15 protein-coding genes are annotated in these 16,229 nt (G+C 72.4%); 7 read left to right on the forward strand and 8 right to left on the reverse strand.

Features of this window, described 5'->3' with window-relative positions; genetic code table 11:
* Positions 1 to 75 precede the first annotated feature (75 nt).
* Positions 76 to 2,331: a DEAD/DEAH box helicase gene (locus R2E43_RS13225; RefSeq protein ID WP_051815173.1), complete on the reverse strand. Its 2,256-nt coding sequence runs from the start codon at positions 2,329 to 2,331 to the stop codon at positions 76 to 78.
* 145 nt (positions 2,332 to 2,476) lie between these two features.
* Here R2E43_RS13225 and R2E43_RS13230 point away from each other — a divergent pair, with 145 nt between their 5' ends.
* Together R2E43_RS13230 and R2E43_RS13235 are read left to right on the forward strand one after the other, a co-directional pair.
* A complete protein-coding gene (locus R2E43_RS13230; RefSeq protein WP_003973915.1) occupies positions 2,477 to 2,728 on the forward strand; it encodes a hypothetical protein in 252 nt (83 codons plus the stop codon).
* Positions 2,728 to 3,120 (forward strand): cupin domain-containing protein, encoded by a 393-nt coding sequence (locus R2E43_RS13235; RefSeq protein ID WP_319218301.1) that lies wholly within the window; start codon positions 2,728 to 2,730, stop codon positions 3,118 to 3,120. Before R2E43_RS13230 ends, R2E43_RS13235 begins: the two co-directional genes overlap by 1 nt.
* 121 nt (positions 3,121 to 3,241) lie before the next feature.
* On the opposite strand, the gene ychF is transcribed toward R2E43_RS13235, so the two are convergent.
* Positions 3,242 to 4,330 (reverse strand): redox-regulated ATPase YchF, encoded by a 1,089-nt coding sequence (gene ychF, locus R2E43_RS13240; protein ID WP_003973917.1) that lies wholly within the window; start codon positions 4,328 to 4,330, stop codon positions 3,242 to 3,244.
* Positions 4,331 to 4,515: 185 nt separating this feature from the next.
* Here ychF and R2E43_RS13245 point away from each other — a divergent pair, with 185 nt between their 5' ends.
* On the forward strand, positions 4,516 to 5,118 hold the full coding sequence (locus R2E43_RS13245; RefSeq protein WP_042799650.1) for a DUF6542 domain-containing protein: 603 nt from the start codon (positions 4,516 to 4,518) through the stop codon (positions 5,116 to 5,118).
* 10 nt (positions 5,119 to 5,128) lie between these two features.
* Here the strand turns inward: R2E43_RS13245 and ppgK are convergent, their stop codons facing one another.
* Both ppgK and R2E43_RS13255 read right to left on the reverse strand, forming a co-directional pair.
* Positions 5,129 to 5,869 (reverse strand): polyphosphate--glucose phosphotransferase, encoded by a 741-nt coding sequence (gene ppgK / locus R2E43_RS13250; RefSeq protein ID WP_003973919.1) that lies wholly within the window; start codon positions 5,867 to 5,869, stop codon positions 5,129 to 5,131.
* 53 nt (positions 5,870 to 5,922) lie between these two features.
* On the reverse strand, positions 5,923 to 6,939 hold the full coding sequence (locus tag R2E43_RS13255) for a 4-hydroxy-3-methylbut-2-enyl diphosphate reductase (protein WP_003973920.1): 1,017 nt from the start codon (positions 6,937 to 6,939) through the stop codon (positions 5,923 to 5,925).
* A 128-nt stretch (positions 6,940 to 7,067) separates the two neighbouring features.
* On the opposite strand from R2E43_RS13255, the gene R2E43_RS13260 reads away from it, so the two are divergent.
* From R2E43_RS13260 to R2E43_RS13270, 3 genes are all read left to right on the forward strand, one after another.
* The gene (locus R2E43_RS13260) at positions 7,068 to 8,450 is read left to right on the forward strand and encodes an APC family permease (RefSeq protein WP_030872508.1); all 1,383 of its coding nucleotides are present in this window, start codon (positions 7,068 to 7,070) and stop codon (positions 8,448 to 8,450) included.
* A gap of 577 nt (positions 8,451 to 9,027) precedes the next feature.
* Entirely contained in the window at positions 9,028 to 10,236 is a 1,209-nt protein-coding gene (xseA, locus tag R2E43_RS13265; protein WP_319121744.1) for an exodeoxyribonuclease VII large subunit, read from the forward strand.
* A gap of 9 nt (positions 10,237 to 10,245) precedes the next feature.
* Positions 10,246 to 10,512, forward strand: coding sequence for an exodeoxyribonuclease VII small subunit (locus R2E43_RS13270; protein WP_003973923.1), 267 nt, complete (start codon positions 10,246 to 10,248; stop codon positions 10,510 to 10,512).
* Here the strand turns inward: R2E43_RS13270 and R2E43_RS13275 are convergent.
* The 4 genes from R2E43_RS13275 to R2E43_RS13290 all read right to left on the reverse strand — a co-directional run bounded on the left by R2E43_RS13275 (position 10,509) and on the right by R2E43_RS13290 (position 15,285).
* Positions 10,509 to 10,724 (reverse strand): DUF4287 domain-containing protein, encoded by a 216-nt coding sequence (locus tag R2E43_RS13275; RefSeq protein WP_030872513.1) that lies wholly within the window; start codon positions 10,722 to 10,724, stop codon positions 10,509 to 10,511. The genes R2E43_RS13270 and R2E43_RS13275 overlap by 4 nt on opposite strands.
* A gap of 109 nt (positions 10,725 to 10,833) precedes the next feature.
* A complete protein-coding gene (locus R2E43_RS13280; protein WP_332056225.1) occupies positions 10,834 to 12,393 on the reverse strand; it encodes a polysaccharide deacetylase family protein in 1,560 nt (519 codons plus the stop codon).
* Between the two features lie 100 nt (positions 12,394 to 12,493).
* The gene (locus tag R2E43_RS13285; RefSeq protein WP_011030022.1) at positions 12,494 to 13,957 is read right to left on the reverse strand and encodes a glycosyltransferase family 2 protein; all 1,464 of its coding nucleotides are present in this window, start codon (positions 13,955 to 13,957) and stop codon (positions 12,494 to 12,496) included.
* Entirely contained in the window at positions 13,954 to 15,285 is a 1,332-nt protein-coding gene (locus tag R2E43_RS13290; RefSeq protein ID WP_332056226.1) for a nucleotide sugar dehydrogenase, read from the reverse strand. The genes R2E43_RS13285 and R2E43_RS13290 overlap by 4 nt, the downstream gene beginning before the upstream one ends.
* Before the next feature lie 217 nt (positions 15,286 to 15,502).
* Here R2E43_RS13290 and R2E43_RS13295 point away from each other — a divergent pair, with 217 nt between their 5' ends.
* Positions 15,503 to 16,093: a malonic semialdehyde reductase gene (locus tag R2E43_RS13295; RefSeq protein ID WP_003973928.1), complete on the forward strand. Its 591-nt coding sequence runs from the start codon at positions 15,503 to 15,505 to the stop codon at positions 16,091 to 16,093.
* Positions 16,094 to 16,229 lie beyond the last annotated feature (136 nt).

Below are 16,229 nucleotides of genomic sequence, written 5' to 3' on the forward strand. Positions count from 1 at the left end.
CTAGACGTTGAAGCGGAACGTCCGAGGCCACACCCTGACCTGCGGCACAGCCCCACGCATGGCCCTGACCTGGGATTACTCGTTGGCATTCGTGGACTCCCGACGGCCGTTCAGGGGGTCCTGCGGACTGGCTGCGGACCGCGGGACACCCCACTCCGATGACGTGGGCCTCTCGTCCGTCATACCCAGGCGAGCCTGTTCCTCCTCGACGATCCGACGTGCCAGCTCGGTGTCCGACACGTCGACCGCGTCCGGGGTGGCTTCGGCCACGGCGCTGCGGCGAGCATAGGCATCGAACAGGCGCGTCTTGGCTTCCAGCATCTTCACCATGCGTTCGTCCACGCCCCCGGTGGCGAGGAGACGGTGCACTCGAACCGGCCTGACCTGGCCCATACGGTGGGCCCGGGCCACCGCCTGATGCTCGATGGTCGGCTTGATCTGGGGTTCGCAGATGACGACGACGGAAGCGGCCTGCATGTTGAGGCCGACACCCGCTGCCTGGATCTGCCCCAGGAGCACCGCCGGACCCTGGACACCGGCGAAGTCGTCGACGATCTCCTGGCGGCGCTGGGCCGGGACGCCGCCGGTAAGCGGACCGAACACCGGAGTGACCCTGGTGGTTTCGGCCGCGAGGGCCTCCTTCACCACGGCCAGTACGTCCTTGAAGTTGGAGAAGACCACCGTCTTCTGCCCGTTCTCGCCGGCCTCCTGAACGATCTCCCGAAGCCGTTCCAGCTTGGCCGAATTCCCGGAGCTCATGTACGCGGCCCTGCGCATGGCCATGAAGTTGCCCGCGCGCACGGCTTCGCGGTACGCCTCCTCGTCCGAAGCGCTCAACTCCTCCCACTCGTCGGTCTGCTGAAGGCTCGGGAGTTCCGTCAGCACGTCCTCCTGGTTGCGCCGCAGATAGACCGGGGCCACAGCCTTGCGAAAGGCGACCGATCCGGCCAACGCGTCCCGTTCACCGAGGGAGTCCGCGACATCGCCGTCGAGCATCTGGACCAGGTTGCGGAACTCCGCGACCCTGTTCTCCATCGGGGTTCCGGTCATGAAAAGGGTGCGCTCGCAACGGTCCGCCCACAGACCGACCGCCTGGGACCGCTTGGCCTTCGGGTTCTTCACGGAGTGCGCTTCGTCGACCACGAGCAGCCCGACCTCCCCGCCGCCCGGAGCGGGAAACCCGCGCAGCGCGTCGAACGTGGTCACCCCGACGCCACCCCGCCCCTTCCAGTCGGCGAACGCGTAGTGCCGGTCGGGACCGTGGAGCACCATGACGCGCAGGGCACTGCGGGCCTCGATCTCCCGTGTCCAGTTCACGAGGACGCTCGCGGGGCAGACGACCATGAAGTGACTCTGTCCCTCGGCGGCCAGGTGGGCGAGGACAGCGATCGCCTGGATGGTTTTCCCGAGGCCCATCTCGTCGCCGAGTATCACCTTTCGCTGCGCAAGCGCGAACCGTGCGCCGAACGCCTGGTAGCCGCGCAGGGAGACCCGCCGGTGCGTGTCGTCGAGGTGCTGGGTCCGTACCCGCTCTGCAACCTCGTCTGGCAAAAACCCCTCTGCGGCAGCCGCGTCCGGCGGCCGTCCGGAGATCTCGGCGAGCAGGCTGTAGTACTCGGCGGAGCGGAGTTCGAAGTCCACCCAGGCCGCAACGTCGGACGCAGTCCCCCGGAGCAGGTCCACCGACGCCTGGGCGAGCAGCCCGGGCAGGCCGGCCTGCTCCGCCTCGTCCACCAGCGACCGGGTCGCGGCGACCGCCGCCCACGCGCGAGCCTTCTTCTCCCGGCCGGCCAGCAGCATCCGGACCCTTCCGGCGGCGGGCCCAGCGTCGGCCAGCAGCGGACCGAGCCGTTCCGTCAGGACGGTGGCCTTGTCGACCGCACGCCGGGCCTCCGGGCCGGCTTCCACCAGTACGTGCAGGGCCATGACGAGCGCGGTGGTGCGCGGTTCCGGCCGGTCCACGTCGATGTGGAGGGCCACGGTCTCGTGCACGGCCTCGGAAAGCCGGCGGGCGGCGGCGAGTATCTGGTCGACGGTGCGCTGCCCGACACCGGGAATCTGCCGCAGCCGATAGGGGCCCGCTTCGAGAACCCTGCCCAGGGTGCGCAGTCCGCTCTTCTCGACGCTCCCCAGCCGCAGCCGCCCTTCGGTGATGTCCTGCAGCCGGGCGACGGGAATGGCGTCGAGCTCCCGCTTCACCGCCTCATCGTGGATCGGTTTCAGCGCTGCCCGTACCGCCTCCACTGCCCGTGCATGGTCACCGACCACTGCCTGCGCCGCCTCGTACAGTCGCGTTCCCCTCGCGACTGTGTCCCGCTCGCCACGCCCCACGCTTCCCGCCCCTCTCTGGCCCTCCCCGCATCTTTCCACCGCCCACACGGGGCCTCGACGGGCATTCGCAGCTCCCTGCTGATCAACCGAGCCTCGGGGCAGTCATTCACCCCCCAGGCTTACGACCGCCGGTAGGATCGGCACCATGAGCGGTAGTAGGAAGTATTCGATCAGCCTGCCCGAGGATCTCGCCGAGGCCGTACGCGCTCATGTCGGGCCCGGCGGTTTCTCCGCCTATGTCGCCGAGGCTCTCGAACAGCGGGTCGCCATGGACAAGCTGCGGGAGATCGTCGCCGACTTCGAGACCGACAACGAAGCTCTCACCCACGAGGAGGTCGAGGCCGCCCGGGCGCTGCTGCGCCACGACCACCGGCAGGCCGGCGGGGCCGCCGCCTGATGCCCGGCACCCTCCTGCTCGACAGCGAAGGGCTCTCGAAGCTCTACCGCAAGGACCGTACCGTCATGGCCCTGGTCCAGGCGGCGGCGGAAGAGGGTGTACGCGTGGCCACCAGCGCCATGACCACGCTTGAGGCAGAGTACGAGCGCATCCACCCGGCCCGCATCAAGTGGATCCTCTCCCGCGTCGACGTCCACGACGTCACCAAGGAGATCACCGACCAGGCCGCCGCGCTCCTACGCGCCCATCGCCTGCACGGCCACACGTACGCCATCGATGCCGCCTTCGCCGTTATCGCCCGCGACGCGTCCCGGCCGGTCACCGTCCTCACGTCCGACCCCGAGGATCTGACACTCCTCTGCGGCCCTTCCGTGGGGGTCGTTAAGGTCTGAGGCGGTCTCACGTCGACCAGACCCGTCACTGCCCCTCGTGACGAGGGCGAGGGCTCCCCGCAGACAAAGACTTGTGCCCGACCCACCAACAGGCGGGTCGGGCACGGTTCTTGACGAAACGTCACACGTTGAAGCGGAACTCCACCACATCCCCGTCCCGCATCACGTACTCCTTGCCCTCCATGCGGGCCTTGCCCTTCGCGCGGGCCTCGGTGACCGAGCCCGTCTCGACCAGGTCGTCGAAGGAGATGACCTCCGCCTTGATGAAGCCCTTCTGGAAGTCGGTGTGGATGACACCGGCGGCCTCGGGGGCGGTGGCGCCCTTCTTGATGGTCCAGGCGCGGGATTCCTTGGGGCCTGCCGTCAGGTAGGTCTGGAGGCCGAGGGTGCGGAAGCCGACGTGGGCGAGGGTGGCGAGGCCGGGCTCGTCCTGGCCGACGGACTGGAGGAGTTCGAGGGCCTCGTCCTCGTCCAGCTCGGCGAGGTCCGCCTCCAGCTTGGCGTTGAGGAAGATCGCCTCGGCGGGGGCGACCAGGGCGCGCTGCTCGCTCTTGAAGTCGTCGTCGGTCAGCTCGTCCTCGTCGACGTTGAAGACGTAGAGGAAGGGCTTCGTGGTGAGGAGGTGGAGGTCGTGGAGGAGCTCCGCGCGCTCGCTGCCCTGGAGGATGCCCTGGGAGAAGAGGGTGTCGCCCTTCTCCAGGATCTCCTTGGCCTCCTCGACCGCCTTGACCTTGGGAGCGACGTCCTTCTTGATGCGCGACTCCTTCTGGAGGCGCGGGAGGACCTTCTCGATGGTCTGGAGGTCGGCGAGGATCAGCTCGGTGTTGATCGTCTCGATGTCGTCCTTCGGCGAGACCTTGCCGTCGACGTGCACGACGTTCTCGTCCTTGAAGGCGCGGATGACCTGGCAGATCGCGTCGGACTCGCGGATGTTGGCCAGGAACTTGTTGCCCAGGCCCTCGCCCTCGCTCGCGCCGCGCACGATGCCCGCGATGTCGACGAAGTCGACCGTGGCCGGGAGGATCTTCTCGGAGGAGAAGATCTCGGCCAGCTTCGTCAGGCGGGGGTCGGGGACGCCCACGACGCCGACGTTGGGCTCGATCGTGGCGAACGGGTAGTTGGCCGCGAGCACGTCGTTCTTGGTCAGGGCGTTGAACAGGGTCGACTTGCCGACATTCGGCAGACCGACGATTCCGATCGTGAGCGACACGTTGCGACTTCCCGTACGTGAGATGCGGAGGGGCGGGTGGGATGGGGCGGGCCAGGCATGGGCCGATCCACCAGTCTACGGGGTGTGCCGTACCGGACCCGCGCGGAGTCGAACGCTTGGCCAAGACACGCCCGGCGGCGTGTCTGTCGGCCTATTCGGCACATAAACCGACCTAAGTTGGTCCAGTGGAGCAACACAGGACGCGACCTGCCCAGTACGGACCGCGACGAAGCGGGGCGCCGCTGCCCGCACAGGGGCGGGGCGGTGCCGTCGCGCGGCCGCCTGCGGGGCGGGTCGGGCCGCCCGCGGGACGGCGCCCGGAACCGGCGCGGCCGGCTCCGGGGGCCCCTTCGCCGGTGGCGAGGGTGGTGCGTGCCCTGCGCGGGATGCCCAATCCGCGGTTGACGGGGCTGGGCAGCGGCCTGTTCTGCGCGGCGGTGATGACCCTGCTGGGCTTCCTGGACGAGCTGCTGTTCGGCTCGTCCCTCACCGCGTACGGGGTGCTGTTCGTGCCGGTGAGTCTGCTCACCGCGCTCTGGGTGCGCCGGGGCGACCTGCTGACCGCCCCCGTCGTCGTGCCGATCGCCTTCGCCGTGGGCCTGGTGCCCGTGGCGGAGAGCGGGGACGGCGGTCTCGGCGGACGGCTGATGGGGATCGTGACCGCGCTGGCCACCGAGGCCGGGTGGCTGTACGGCGGGACGCTGGTCGCCGGGTCGACCGTGATCGTCCGCCGGATCCGGCTGATGCGGCGCCGAGCCGCCGCCGCCCGCAACCGGCCCCCCGCGTGACCCCTCCCGCTCAGCCGGCCGCGTGCATCGCCGCGCCCACGATCCCCGCGTTGTTCTGCAGCTGGGCGGGGACGATCTCGGCCCGGACGTCCTTGATGTGGGGCAGGAACTTCTGGGACTTGCGGCTGACCCCGCCGCCGATGATGAAGAGCTCCGGCGAGAACAGCATCTCGACGTGCGCGAGGTACTTCTGGACGCGGTGGGCCCAGTGCTCCCACGACATGTCGTGGTCGTCCTTGACCTTGCTGGAGGCGCGCTTCTCCGCGTCGTGACCGTCCAGCTCCAGGTGGCCCAGCTCGGTGTTGGGGACCAGGAGGCCGTCGGTGAACACCGCGCTGCCGATGCCGGTGCCGAAGGTGAGCAGGACCACCGTGCCCTTGCGGCCGCGGCCGGCTCCGAAGTGCATCTCGGCGACGCCCGCCGCGTCCGCGTCGTTGACGACCGTCACGTCGAGCCCGCCCAGCCGCTCGGCGAACAGCGCCCGCGCGTCGGTGTCGACCCAGCCCTTGTCGACGTTGGCCGCGGTGCGCACCGTCGCGCCGCCCGTCACCACGCCCGGGAAGGTGAGGCCGACCCGTCCGGTCCAGCCGAAGTGCTCGACGACCTGCTTGACCCCGTCGGCCACGCCGTCGGGGGTGGCCGGGTGCGGGGTCAGCACCTTGCAGCGCTCCTGGGCCAGGTCGCCCCTGTCGAGGTCCACAGGGGCGCCCTTGATCCCGGATCCGCCGATGTCCACGCCGAAGATCTGCATGGCCCTACGTTACGACGGACCACTGACGGTCACCCAGGCGGTGCCCCGGCCGGTCAGGCCCCCGCCGTCCCGGAGCCGCCCCGCTCCGCCACCAGGGACGCCGCCTCCTCGCGCAGGTCGCGGCGCAGTTCCTTGGGCAGCGAGAAGATGATCGACTCCTCGGCGGCCTTGACGATCTCCACGTCCTCGAAGCCGCGCCGCGACAGCCATTCCAGGACCTGCTCGACCAGCACGTCCGGGACGGAGGCGCCGGAGGTGACGCCGACCGTGGTGACGCCGTCCAGCCAGGTCTCGTCGATCTCGTCGGCGAAGTCCACCAGGTACGCCGCGCGGGAGCCGGCCTGCTTGGCGACCTCGACCAGGCGCTTGGAGTTGGAGGAGTTGCGGGAGCCGACGACGATCACCAGCTCGGCCTCGGCACCCATCTGCTTCACCGCGAGCTGGCGGTTCTGCGTGGCGTAGCAGATGTCGTCGCTGGGCGGCGAGATGAGCTGCGGGAACTTGTCCTTGAGCGCGTCGACGGTCTCCATCGTCTCGTCGACGGAGAGGGTGGTCTGGGAGAGCCAGACCACCTTCGACGGGTCGCGGACCTCGACCTTCGCGACGTCCTCGGGGCCGTCGACGAGCTGGATGTGGTCGGGGGCCTCGCCGGAGGTGCCGATGACCTCCTCGTGGCCCTCGTGACCGATGAGCAGGATGTCGTAGTCGTCGTTCGCGAAGCGGACGGCTTCCTTGTGGACCTTGGTGACGAGCGGGCAGGTGGCGTCGATGGTGGCGAGCTTGCCGCGCTCGGCCTCCTCGTGGACGACGGGGGCCACGCCGTGCGCGGAGAACATCACGATGTTCCCCTCGGGGACCTCCTCCGTCCGCTCGACGAAGATCGCGCCCTTCTTCTCCAGGGTCTGGACGACGTACTTGTTGTGGACGATCTCGTGCCGGACGTACACCGGAGCCCCGTACTGCTCCAGGGCTTTCTCGACGGCGATCACGGCGCGGTCCACACCCGCGCAGTAGCCACGGGGGGCGGCGAGCAGGACACGGCGGCCAGGCGAAGCAGTCATGGCACCCATCGTAAGGCCGCGTTCGGCGGGTCAGAGATCGCGGCGGTGCGGCGTTGCCGGGGAGACTGGCGGGAACGTTCCGAGGCGGAGCCCGAAGCGGAAACCGGGGCGAGGACCGAGGCACTGGCGGAGGCACCATGGCGCAGAGCGGTACGACGGCCCCGGAGGCCGGTGGGGAAGAGCGGCTGAGGCGCAGTCTGGGCTTCAGGGACCTGGTCGTCTACGGGCTGCTGTTCATCGCGCCCATGGCGCCGGTCGGCGTGTTCGGCACGCTGGACGCCAAGTCGCACGGTGCGGTCGCCCTCGTCTACCTCGTCGCCACGGTCGCGATGGCGTTCACCGCATTCAGCTACGCGCAGATGGTGCGGGTGGTCCCCCAGGCGGGCTCGGTGTTCGCCTACGCGCGCGCGGGGCTCGGCAACGGGGCCGGGTTCGTCGCCGGGTGGATGGCGATGCTGGACTACATCCTCATCCCCGCGGTGGCGTACCTGTTCTCCGGGATCGCGATGGAGGCCCTGGTCCCCGAGGTGTCGCGGTGGGTGTGGACGGCGATCGCGGTGGTCGTCACGACGCTGCTGAACCTGTGGGGGGTGCGGACGGCGGCCCGGGTGGGCTTCCTGGTGCTCGCCATGGAGATCGTCGTACTGCTCGTCTTCGTGGCGACGGCGATCGTGGTCCTGGCGCAGGACGGGGCCGAGCGCGACTGGCTGTCGCCGCTGTCGGGGGACGGCACGCAGGGGGCGTTCGCGCTGTCGGCGGTGGTCGGGGCGGTGTCGGTGGCGGTGCTGTCGTACCTGGGCTTCGACGCGATCGCCACGTTTGCCGAGGAGGTCACCGGAGGTTCGGCGAAGGTCGCGCGGGCGCTGCTGTTCTGTCTGGCGCTGGCGGGCGTGCTGTTCGTGGCGCAGACGTACCTGGTGGCGCTGCTGGAGCCGGTGTCGTCGGCGCAGCTGGCGGCGGAGCCGGAGCGGCAGGGGTCGGCGTTCTACGACGCCGTGGACGTGTCGGTGGGCACGTGGCTGCACGATCTGGTGGCGGTGAGCAAGGCGATCGGCGCGGCGTTCGCGGCGCTGGCCGGGCAGGCGGCGGCCGGGCGGCTGCTGTTCGCGATGGGCCGGGACCGGCGGCTGCCGGGGGTGCTGGCGCGGACGGACGCCGGGGTGCCGCGCGTGGCACTGCTGGTGTCGGCGGTGATCACCATGGCGGCGGCGGTGTGGGCGGCACGCCGGGACGACGGTCTCGACCACCTGGTCTCGGTGGTCGACGTGGGCGCGCTGACCGCGTTCACGCTGCTGCACGCGAGCGTGGTGGGCTGGTTCGTGGTGCGGCGCGGCGGGGGCCGGGTGAGCTGGTGGCGGCATCTGCTGGTGCCGGTGCTCGGCGCGGCGATCACGATCGCGGTGATCGTGGAGGCGTCGGGGACGGCCCAGGTGGTCGGCGCGATCTGGCTGGCGGTGGGTCTGGTGGTGCTGGCGGCGCAGTGGAGGGGGCGGCGCGACGCGGAGACGACGGGGGCGTGAGGCGTGGGCCGCGCGCGCCCGTCGGCTCGGCGCGACTGACAGGTGGCCGGGCCGTAGGGACACGGGCCCGGCGCGGCTCACGGGCCGGCCGGGCTCCGAAGAACCGACAGACGCGGGGACACAGGGACACAGGCCGGCGCGAGCTGAAAGGCCATGGGCCGCAAGACCCACAGCCACGGCGACACACGCGCGGCGCGCGCTGCAAGACCACGGGCCCGGGGACTACGGACGCGGGGACACGGGCCCGGCGCGCGCCGAAGCGCCACGGCCGCGAGAGCCACGGACGGGGGCGACACACGCGCGGCGCGAGCTGACGAGCCAGGACCGTGGAGACACCGGACGCGGGGACACGGGCCCGGCGCGAGCCGAAGGGTCACGGCCGCGAGAGCCACGGACGGGGGCGACACACGCGCGGCACGCGCTGCAAGACCACGGGCCCGGGGACGACGGGCGGGGCGGTGGAGGGACGGCGGGGCGGGGGGCCGGGGCGGGGCCGGGGGTGGTGGTGCGGTCGGTGGGTGCGGGGAACGGGATCGCTGAGGCCGGATTGTCGGACCCGGCCGTTACGCTCGGGCGCATGGCTGCCAACTCGACCCCCGAAAGTCCGCTGCCCGTGGGCGAGGTGTCCCGGCTGATCGGGGGCTGGATCGACCGGCTCGGCGCGGTCTGGGTCGAGGGGCAGATCACCCAGTTGTCGCGGCGGCCGGGCGCCGGTGTGGTGTTCCTGACGCTGCGCGACCCGTCGTACGACATCTCCGTGAGCGTGACCTGCTACCGGCAGGTGTTCGACGCCGTGGCGGACGTGGTCGGCGAGGGCGCGCGGGTGGTCGTGCACGCGAAGCCGGAGTGGTACGCGCCGCGGGGGCAGCTGTCGCTGCGGGCCGCCGAGATCAAGCCGGTGGGCGTCGGTGAGCTGCTGGCGCGGCTGGAGCAGCTGAAGAAGGCGCTCGCGCGCGAGGGGCTGTTCGCGGCGGAGCGGAAGCAGCCGCTGCCGTTCCTGCCGCAGCTGATCGGTCTGGTGTGCGGGCGGGCCTCGGCCGCCGAGCGGGACGTCCTGGAGAACGCCCGGCACCGCTGGCCCGCCGTCCGCTTCGAGGTGCGCAACGTCCCGGTGCAGGGCGTGCACGCGGTGCCGCAGGTGGTGCAGGCGGTGAAGGAGCTGGACGCGCGGGACGACGTGGACGTGATCGTCGTCGCGCGGGGCGGCGGCAGCGTGGAGGACCTGCTGCCGTTCTCCGACGAGCAGCTGGTGCGGGCGGTCGCCGCCTGTCGCACGCCGGTCGTCTCGGCGATCGGCCACGAGCCGGACAGCCCGCTGCTCGACCTGGTGGCCGACCTGCGCGCCTCCACGCCGACCGACGCCGCGAAGAAGGTCGTGCCGGACGTCGGCGAGGAGTACGAGCGGGTACGGCTGCTGCGGGACCGCGCCCGGCGGTGTGTGGCGGCGTTCGTCGACCGCGAGGAGCGCGGGCTGGCCCACGCGCTGGCCCGGCCGTCGATACAGGATCCGCACCGGATGATCGAGGAGCGGGCCGCGCAGGTGACGGCGCTCCTGGACCGGGGACGCCGTTCGCTGCGGCACCACCTCGACCGGGCCGACTCCGAGCTGACGCACACGCACGCGCGCGTGGTGGCCCTCTCCCCCGCCGCCACCCTCAAGCGCGGGTACGCGGTGCTCCAGCGGGCCGACGGCCACGCGGTCCGCGACCCCGGTGAGGTGGAGCATGGCGAGACCCTGCGGGCCCGGGTGTCCGAGGGCGATTTCTCCGTACGAGTCGACGCATAGGGTGGGTGGATGACCAGCGAGGTGGAGCAGCCGACGGCGATGTCCGAGGCGCTCGGGTACGAGCAGGCGCGGGACGAGCTGATCGAGGTCGTCCGGCGGCTGGAGGCCGGCGGTACGACGCTGGAGGAGTCCCTCGCCCTGTGGGAGCGGGGCGAGGAGCTGGCGAAGGTGTGCCGCCGCCGGCTGGACGGCGCGCGGGCCCGCCTGGACGCGGCGCTGGCCGAGGAGGCGGACCCGGAGGACGGAGCCTCCGGCGCGGACGGCGGCGGGGCCTAGCCCTTCGCCGGGCCCTCGGCCAGGGTGTGCGCGACGAGGGCGTTGGCGTGCCCGTGGCCCAGGCCGTGCTCGGCCTTGAGCCAGGCGACGAGTTCCATGTGCTTGGTGAGCGGCGAGGACCGGATGAGGTCCTTCCACTCCGCGACCGGGCGGCCGTACTTCTTCTCGATGGACGGGAAGTACGAGGCCGGGCCCTTCACGGTGGCGGTCATGTCGATGCGCTCCCTGGGGACGAGGTGCGGGGTACGGGTCACGAGTGGTGTCGTGCTCTTCGGACCGCGGCCGGCCCGGGAAGTGATCGGCGGCCGCATGTGATGCGCGTCACCCGACCTTCAGCGAGGTGAAGCGGGGCCACTGCCGCTCCGGCCCGTCGTTGCGCACGCTGAGCGAGAAGCCCCCGGCGCCCTCCGCGACCCGCCACCGGCCCGCGCGGACCGCCGCGCAGGTCTCGCCGTCGACGCTCACCCGCACGTGCCGCGGGGTCACGGAGACGGTGATCCGGTGGGTGGCGGAGGGCTTCAGCCGGCAGCTCCGCCGGTCGCCGGTTGTCTCCGGGTCCGCCGTGGTGAGGCTCGCCGTGTGGTGGCCGACGGAGAGCGACACGGGATGTCCGCTGCCCGCCCGCAGGGTGATTCCCGCGCTGTTGGAGGTGCCGTGCAGGCCTCCGACGGCGGCGCGCAGGCGGTAGTCGGTCCAGTCGGCGGTGGCGAACGGGCGGTAGTCGGCCGAGGCGTACGCCGTGCCGGCCGGGGGGCGGCTGCCGCCGGTGAGCATCCCGGGCCCGGCCTGCCCGGTGGCGCCGGTCGTCTGCCAGTGCGCCGGGTGGGCCAGCGGCCGGTCGGCGTCCTGCGGCGTCACCGTGGCCCAGCGGCCCAGTTCGCGCAGCAGACCGGCCGCGGTGGTGTCCCGGGTGACCTCGAGGCGCTGCACCTGTCCGGCGGCGGCCGCACGCGGACCGGCCGGCAGCGGACGCGCCGCGCTGTTGGTGAGCGTGGCCGTGAAGCGCTCCCGCAGCATGGAGCGCAGGGCGTCGGCGTCGCGCGCGCCCAGGTTGGACTCGTCCAGCCGTTCCGAGAAGGGGTAGGCGAAGAGCCGGGGGCGGGGCAGGTCGTGCCGTACGAGGTCGCGGATCGACCGGTCGAGGTCCGCCGCGACCCGGCGCCGGTACTCGTCGGAGGTCTCCACGCGCCCCTCGTCCGCGAGCCACAGCCGGTTGGTGAACACCGACCGCTCGTGTCCGGCGGCGTCCACCGCCGCCCGTTCGTGGCTGAGGCGGGTGTGGGCCTGGAAGTCCCAGCGCCCCGACCGCGCCATCCGTTCCACCTCGGGCCAGGAGAGGTAGTACGGCCGGTGGGTGCCCACCTGTCCGGTGATCAGGTAAGCGGCCGCCTTCATTCCGTACCTGGCCAGGACCGGGTCGGCGTGCGTCCACAGTCCGTGCGTGCCGTCGTCGAAGGTGAGGTGGACGGTGCGCGGTCCCGGGGTGCGGCCGGTGCGCAGGAAGCCGGTGAACTCCCGGGTGGTCAGCGTGCGGTAGCCGGCGTCCCGCAGGGCACGCAGCTGGGCGTCGAAGTGCTCCGGGGAGACGGTGTAGCGGCTGCGGTCGTCGGGGCCCACGTCGTGGTAGGCGAGGACCACGGGCGCGTTCCGGGCGGGCGCCGGCTCGGCGTCCGCGCCGAGGCCGGGGCCGCCGTCACCGGAGGACGGTGCGGGAGGCGCGGCCTGTTCGGCCACCGCGCGCCGGAGGGTGTCGTACTGCCAGGCGGCGGTGAAGGGCAGGGCCACGACGGCCGCCGTGAGCAGTCCGAGGGCGGCGCGCAGCAGGGGGCGCCCGTCCGGCATCCGCCGGGGCCGGTTTCCACGGGAGCCGTCGCTGCTCACAGCCACCGTCCCCGGGTGACGACGAACACGTAGACCAGGGCGACGGCGGCGCAGGTGAGGCCGACGGCGAGCGAGCGGCCCAGTCCGCGCAGCAGGACTCTCATGCGGCACTCCTCGACCAGACGCCGCGGCGCAGCGTGAGCAGGGCGTACGGCAGCAGCCAGGCCAGTACGCAGCAGGACAGCAGGCTCATCAGGGGGCGGCAGCGCCAGGCGCGGTCCCCGGGGTGGTCGAGCCGGTAGGCGAGGCCCCAGACGCAGCCCTTGAGGACGACCCCGCCCAGGTACAGCAGGGTCAGCGGGCCGGCCAGGTGCAGCGGGGCCCACAGCAGGTGCCGGACGACCAGGACCGGTGCCGCGATCACCCACAGGGCGTGCCCGTAGTACAGGGCGGCGGCGGCCGGGCCCCGGCGCCACATGAAGCGGCCGGTGAAGAAGAGGTTCCTGATGAAGCTCTTCTTCCAGCGGATCTGCTGGCGCAGGAAGGAGCCGGGGCGGGACGGCACCCGGGTCCACACGCGGGCCGCACGGGTGTAGCCGACCTCCCAGCGCAGCTCGGGGTAGTCGTGGTCGCGGACGAAGGGGGAGTCGGCGTGCCGGTCCTTGAGGGCGCGGCCGTGCCAGGCCTGTCCCAGGACGTAGCCGGTGAGCTGGCGGTCGGTGGCGAAGCGGAAGGGGGCACCGAGGAAGCGGTCCTCGGCCCAGGCGGGCAGGTAGTTCCAGACAGCTTCCCGGCGGAAGGCGGCGAGCGGTCCGGAGACGCAGGTCACCGAGCCGAAGGCGGCCTCGGCGGCCTTGCTGATGCGGAACTGCCCCTCGTACCAGATGTCCTGGACCCGGGCCAGCAGACCGGCGTCGGTGTTGAGTGCCCGGCAGTGTCCGCCGACCGCCCCCAGTTCGGGGTGCCGGACCAGGGCGGTCACGCAGTGCCGTACGGCGTCCGGGGCGACGACGCAGTCGGAGTCGGTGAACAGCAGCACGTCCCCGTCGGCGACGGCGCAGGCGCGGACCAGCGCGCCCTTCTTGCCGAGGTTCTCCTCCAGCCGGATCAGGGTGAGCGGCAGCTCCGCGGCGAGGCGTTCCAGTACGTCAGGGGTGCCGTCGTCGGAGGCGTCGTCGACCACGACGAGCTGCACGTCGGGGTAGTCCACGCCGGCCATGGAGCGCACGCAGGCCTCGATGTGCGCGCGTTCGTTGCGTACGGCCAGCAGGAAGCTCACCCGGGGCCGCGCGGGCAGGGCGGGAAAGGCCTCGGCGTGGCGCGGGCGGCTGCGCAACGGGCGTACGGCCGGGTCGTCGTAGCGGCTGTAGGCGAGGTGGAGGAGGCAGACGGTGCCGGCCAGGACCGCCAGGCCGTAGAGCGCGAGCGGGTCGAAGGCGTGCGGCAGGCGGACGGCGCCGCGGGCCAGCAGCAGGAGGAGGGGCAGCAGGGCGAGCAGGGTGAGCAGCCGCACGACGTCGCGGCGGACGCGCGGGTCCAGGGCGTCGAGGCGGGTGCCGAGCCGGTGGCGGGCGGCGGAGCGGACGGGGGCGGCGGGGCCGTGGCCGGGGCGCAGGACGGTCATGCGGTGGCCTCCGCCGCGGGAGGGACGCCGGTGGCGGCCCGCGCCGCCGCCTTGGTGAGCGGGCCGCGCTGGCGGGTGTCCAGGACGGGCGGGGCGTCGTCGGCGCACAGCCAGGTCAGGTCGTGCACGGGATGGACGGTGTTCAGGACGACCAGGTCCCAGGGCCGGGTGTGCGGGTCGGGCAGGTGGTGCAGCGCGTCCGCGCCGAGGCGGAGCGAGGGCACCAGGGGGTCGCAGTAGGCGACGTGCGCGCCGGCCTCGGCGAGCCCGGCGAGGATCTCCAGGGCGGGGCTCTCCCGGACGTCGGCCACGCCCTCCTTGTAGGCGACGCCGATCAGCAGGACGCGGGCGCCGTGCGCGGGGACGGCGGAGTCCGCGAGCAGGTCGAGGGCGCGTTCGGTGATCCGTGCGGGCCGGCGGCTGTTGGCCGCGAGGGCGGTGGCGACCAGCGGCGCCTGCTGCCGGACCTTGCCCAGCTGCCAGAGCAGGTAGTGCGGGTCGCACGGGATGCAGTGACCGCCGACGCCGGGCCCCGGGTAGAAGGGCATGAAGCCGTACGGCTTGGTCGCGGCGGCCTCGATCACCGGGGCCGGGGCCAGGCCGAGGGAGTGGCACGCGTCGGCGAGTTCGTTGGCCAGGGCGATGTTGACGGCGCGGTAGGTGTTCTCCCAGAGCTTGGCCATCTCGGCGGTCTCGGGGTCGGGGACCGTCCGGACGGCGGAGGCCGTCGGGGCCAGCAGGTCCGCGGCGGCGCGGCTGCTGCGCGGTCCGGCGCCGCCGACCAGGCGCGGGGTGCGTTCGGGGGTGTGGCGTTCGTTGCCGGGGTCGATCCGCTCGGGGGCGAAGGCGACGTACACGTCCTCGTCGACGGTGAGCCCGCGGGCCCGCAGCGGTTCGACCAGCAGGTCACGGGTGGTGCCGACGTAGCTGGTGGAGGTGAGCACGATCAACTGGCCGGGCACGGCGTGCTCCACCACGGAGGCGCAGGCGGCGGACAGCGCGGCGAGGTCGGGCCGGCGCCGGGCGTCGACGGGGGTGGGCACACAGATGACCACGGCGTCGGCGTCGCGCACCGCCGTGGCGTCCGGGGTGAGCCGGAAGCGGTCGCCTGCCGAGGCGCAGGCCAGTTGCGCGTGGTGCAGCGGGAGCAGGTCCACGGCTCCGCGTGCGATGTCCCGCAGCCGCTCCGGGCTGCTGTCGACGCCGATGACGGTGGCGCCCGCGTCGCAGAGGGCGAGTGCGGTGGGCAGGCCCACGTAGCCGAGCCCGACGACCGCGACGGTTGGTCCGGATACATCAAAGTGCGAACTGTCCGACTTGAATTTCACCTTTCGTCATATAGACGCACCGCACGGAGGCCGGTTTCCCCGACACACATGCCGCCGCACACGCCAGGGCCCCTTCACCCGGGCGGGCGTGTGAAGCGGATCACCGCAATCCCCTTTTGGTTGAAGCTTGAACTTCTTTGCCGTAGTGTCGTCGGCGTCAACGGCCCCCGGTCCCCACACCGCGCGGAGCCGACGCACCCCCGGAGAAAGATCACGCATGTCTCTCGTTCTTGACCCCGCCGCCCAGGACCTGCTGTTCCGCGAGGCCCGCACGGCGAACACCTTCACCGACGAGCCGGTGACCGACGAGCAGGTGCAGGCGATCTACGACCTGGTCAAGTACGGCCCGACCGCCTTCAACCAGTCGCCGCTGCGCATCACGCTGGTCCGCTCCCCCGAGGCCCGCGAGCGCCTGGTCGCCCACATGGCCGAGGGCAACCGGCCCAAGACCGCCGCCGCCCCGCTGGTCGCCATCCTGTCCGCGGACAACGAGTTCCACGAGGAGCTGCCGGAGCTCTTCCCGCACTTCCCCGCCGCGAAGGACGCCTTCTTCAGCGAGCGTCCGGTCCGCGAGGGCGCGGCCACCCTGAACGCCGCCCTCCAGGCCGCGTACTTCATCGTCGGCGTCCGCGCCGCGGGTCTGGCCGCCGGACCGATGACCGGCCTCGACTTCGAGGGCGTGCGCAAGGAGTTCCTGGACGACGACCACACCCCGCTGATGGTCGTGAACATCGGCCGTCCGGGCCCGGACGCCTGGTTCCCGCGCTCCCCGCGGCTGGCCTACGACCAGGTCGTCACCACGGTCTGAGGCACCGCACACCGCACACCACGACGAAGCCCCCGGCAGCTCGCCGGGGGCTTCGTCGTGGTGTGCGGTGTGCGGTGTGCGATCCGGGCCGCGCGCCCGGGGGCCGGTGCCGGTGGCCGGTGGCCGGTGGCCGGTG

Source organism: Streptomyces violaceoruber, assembly GCF_033406955.1.
GTDB lineage: Bacteria > Actinomycetota > Actinomycetes > Streptomycetales > Streptomycetaceae > Streptomyces > Streptomyces violaceoruber.

Excerpts from the sequence above, each read along its gene's own strand:
- R2E43_RS13230 (WP_003973915.1), top strand. The coding sequence starts at position 2,477 with ATGAGCGGTAGTAGGAAGTATTCGATCAGCCTGCCCGAGGATCTCGCC.
- R2E43_RS13235 (WP_319218301.1), top strand. The coding sequence starts at position 2,728 with ATGCCCGGCACCCTCCTGCTCGACAGCGAAGGGCTCTCGAAGCTCTAC.
- ppgK (WP_003973919.1), bottom strand. The coding sequence starts at position 5,869 with ATGCAGATCTTCGGCGTGGACATCGGCGGATCCGGGATCAAGGGCGCC.
- R2E43_RS13255 (WP_003973920.1), bottom strand. The coding sequence starts at position 6,939 with ATGGGTGCCATGACTGCTTCGCCTGGCCGCCGTGTCCTGCTCGCCGCC.
- R2E43_RS13260 (WP_030872508.1), top strand. The coding sequence starts at position 7,068 with ATGGCGCAGAGCGGTACGACGGCCCCGGAGGCCGGTGGGGAAGAGCGG.
- xseA (WP_319121744.1), top strand. The coding sequence starts at position 9,028 with ATGGCTGCCAACTCGACCCCCGAAAGTCCGCTGCCCGTGGGCGAGGTG.
- R2E43_RS13270 (WP_003973923.1), top strand. The coding sequence starts at position 10,246 with ATGACCAGCGAGGTGGAGCAGCCGACGGCGATGTCCGAGGCGCTCGGG.
- R2E43_RS13275 (WP_030872513.1), bottom strand. The coding sequence starts at position 10,724 with ATGACCGCCACCGTGAAGGGCCCGGCCTCGTACTTCCCGTCCATCGAG.
- R2E43_RS13285 (WP_011030022.1), bottom strand. The coding sequence starts at position 13,957 with ATGACCGTCCTGCGCCCCGGCCACGGCCCCGCCGCCCCCGTCCGCTCC.
- R2E43_RS13295 (WP_003973928.1), top strand. The coding sequence starts at position 15,503 with ATGTCTCTCGTTCTTGACCCCGCCGCCCAGGACCTGCTGTTCCGCGAG.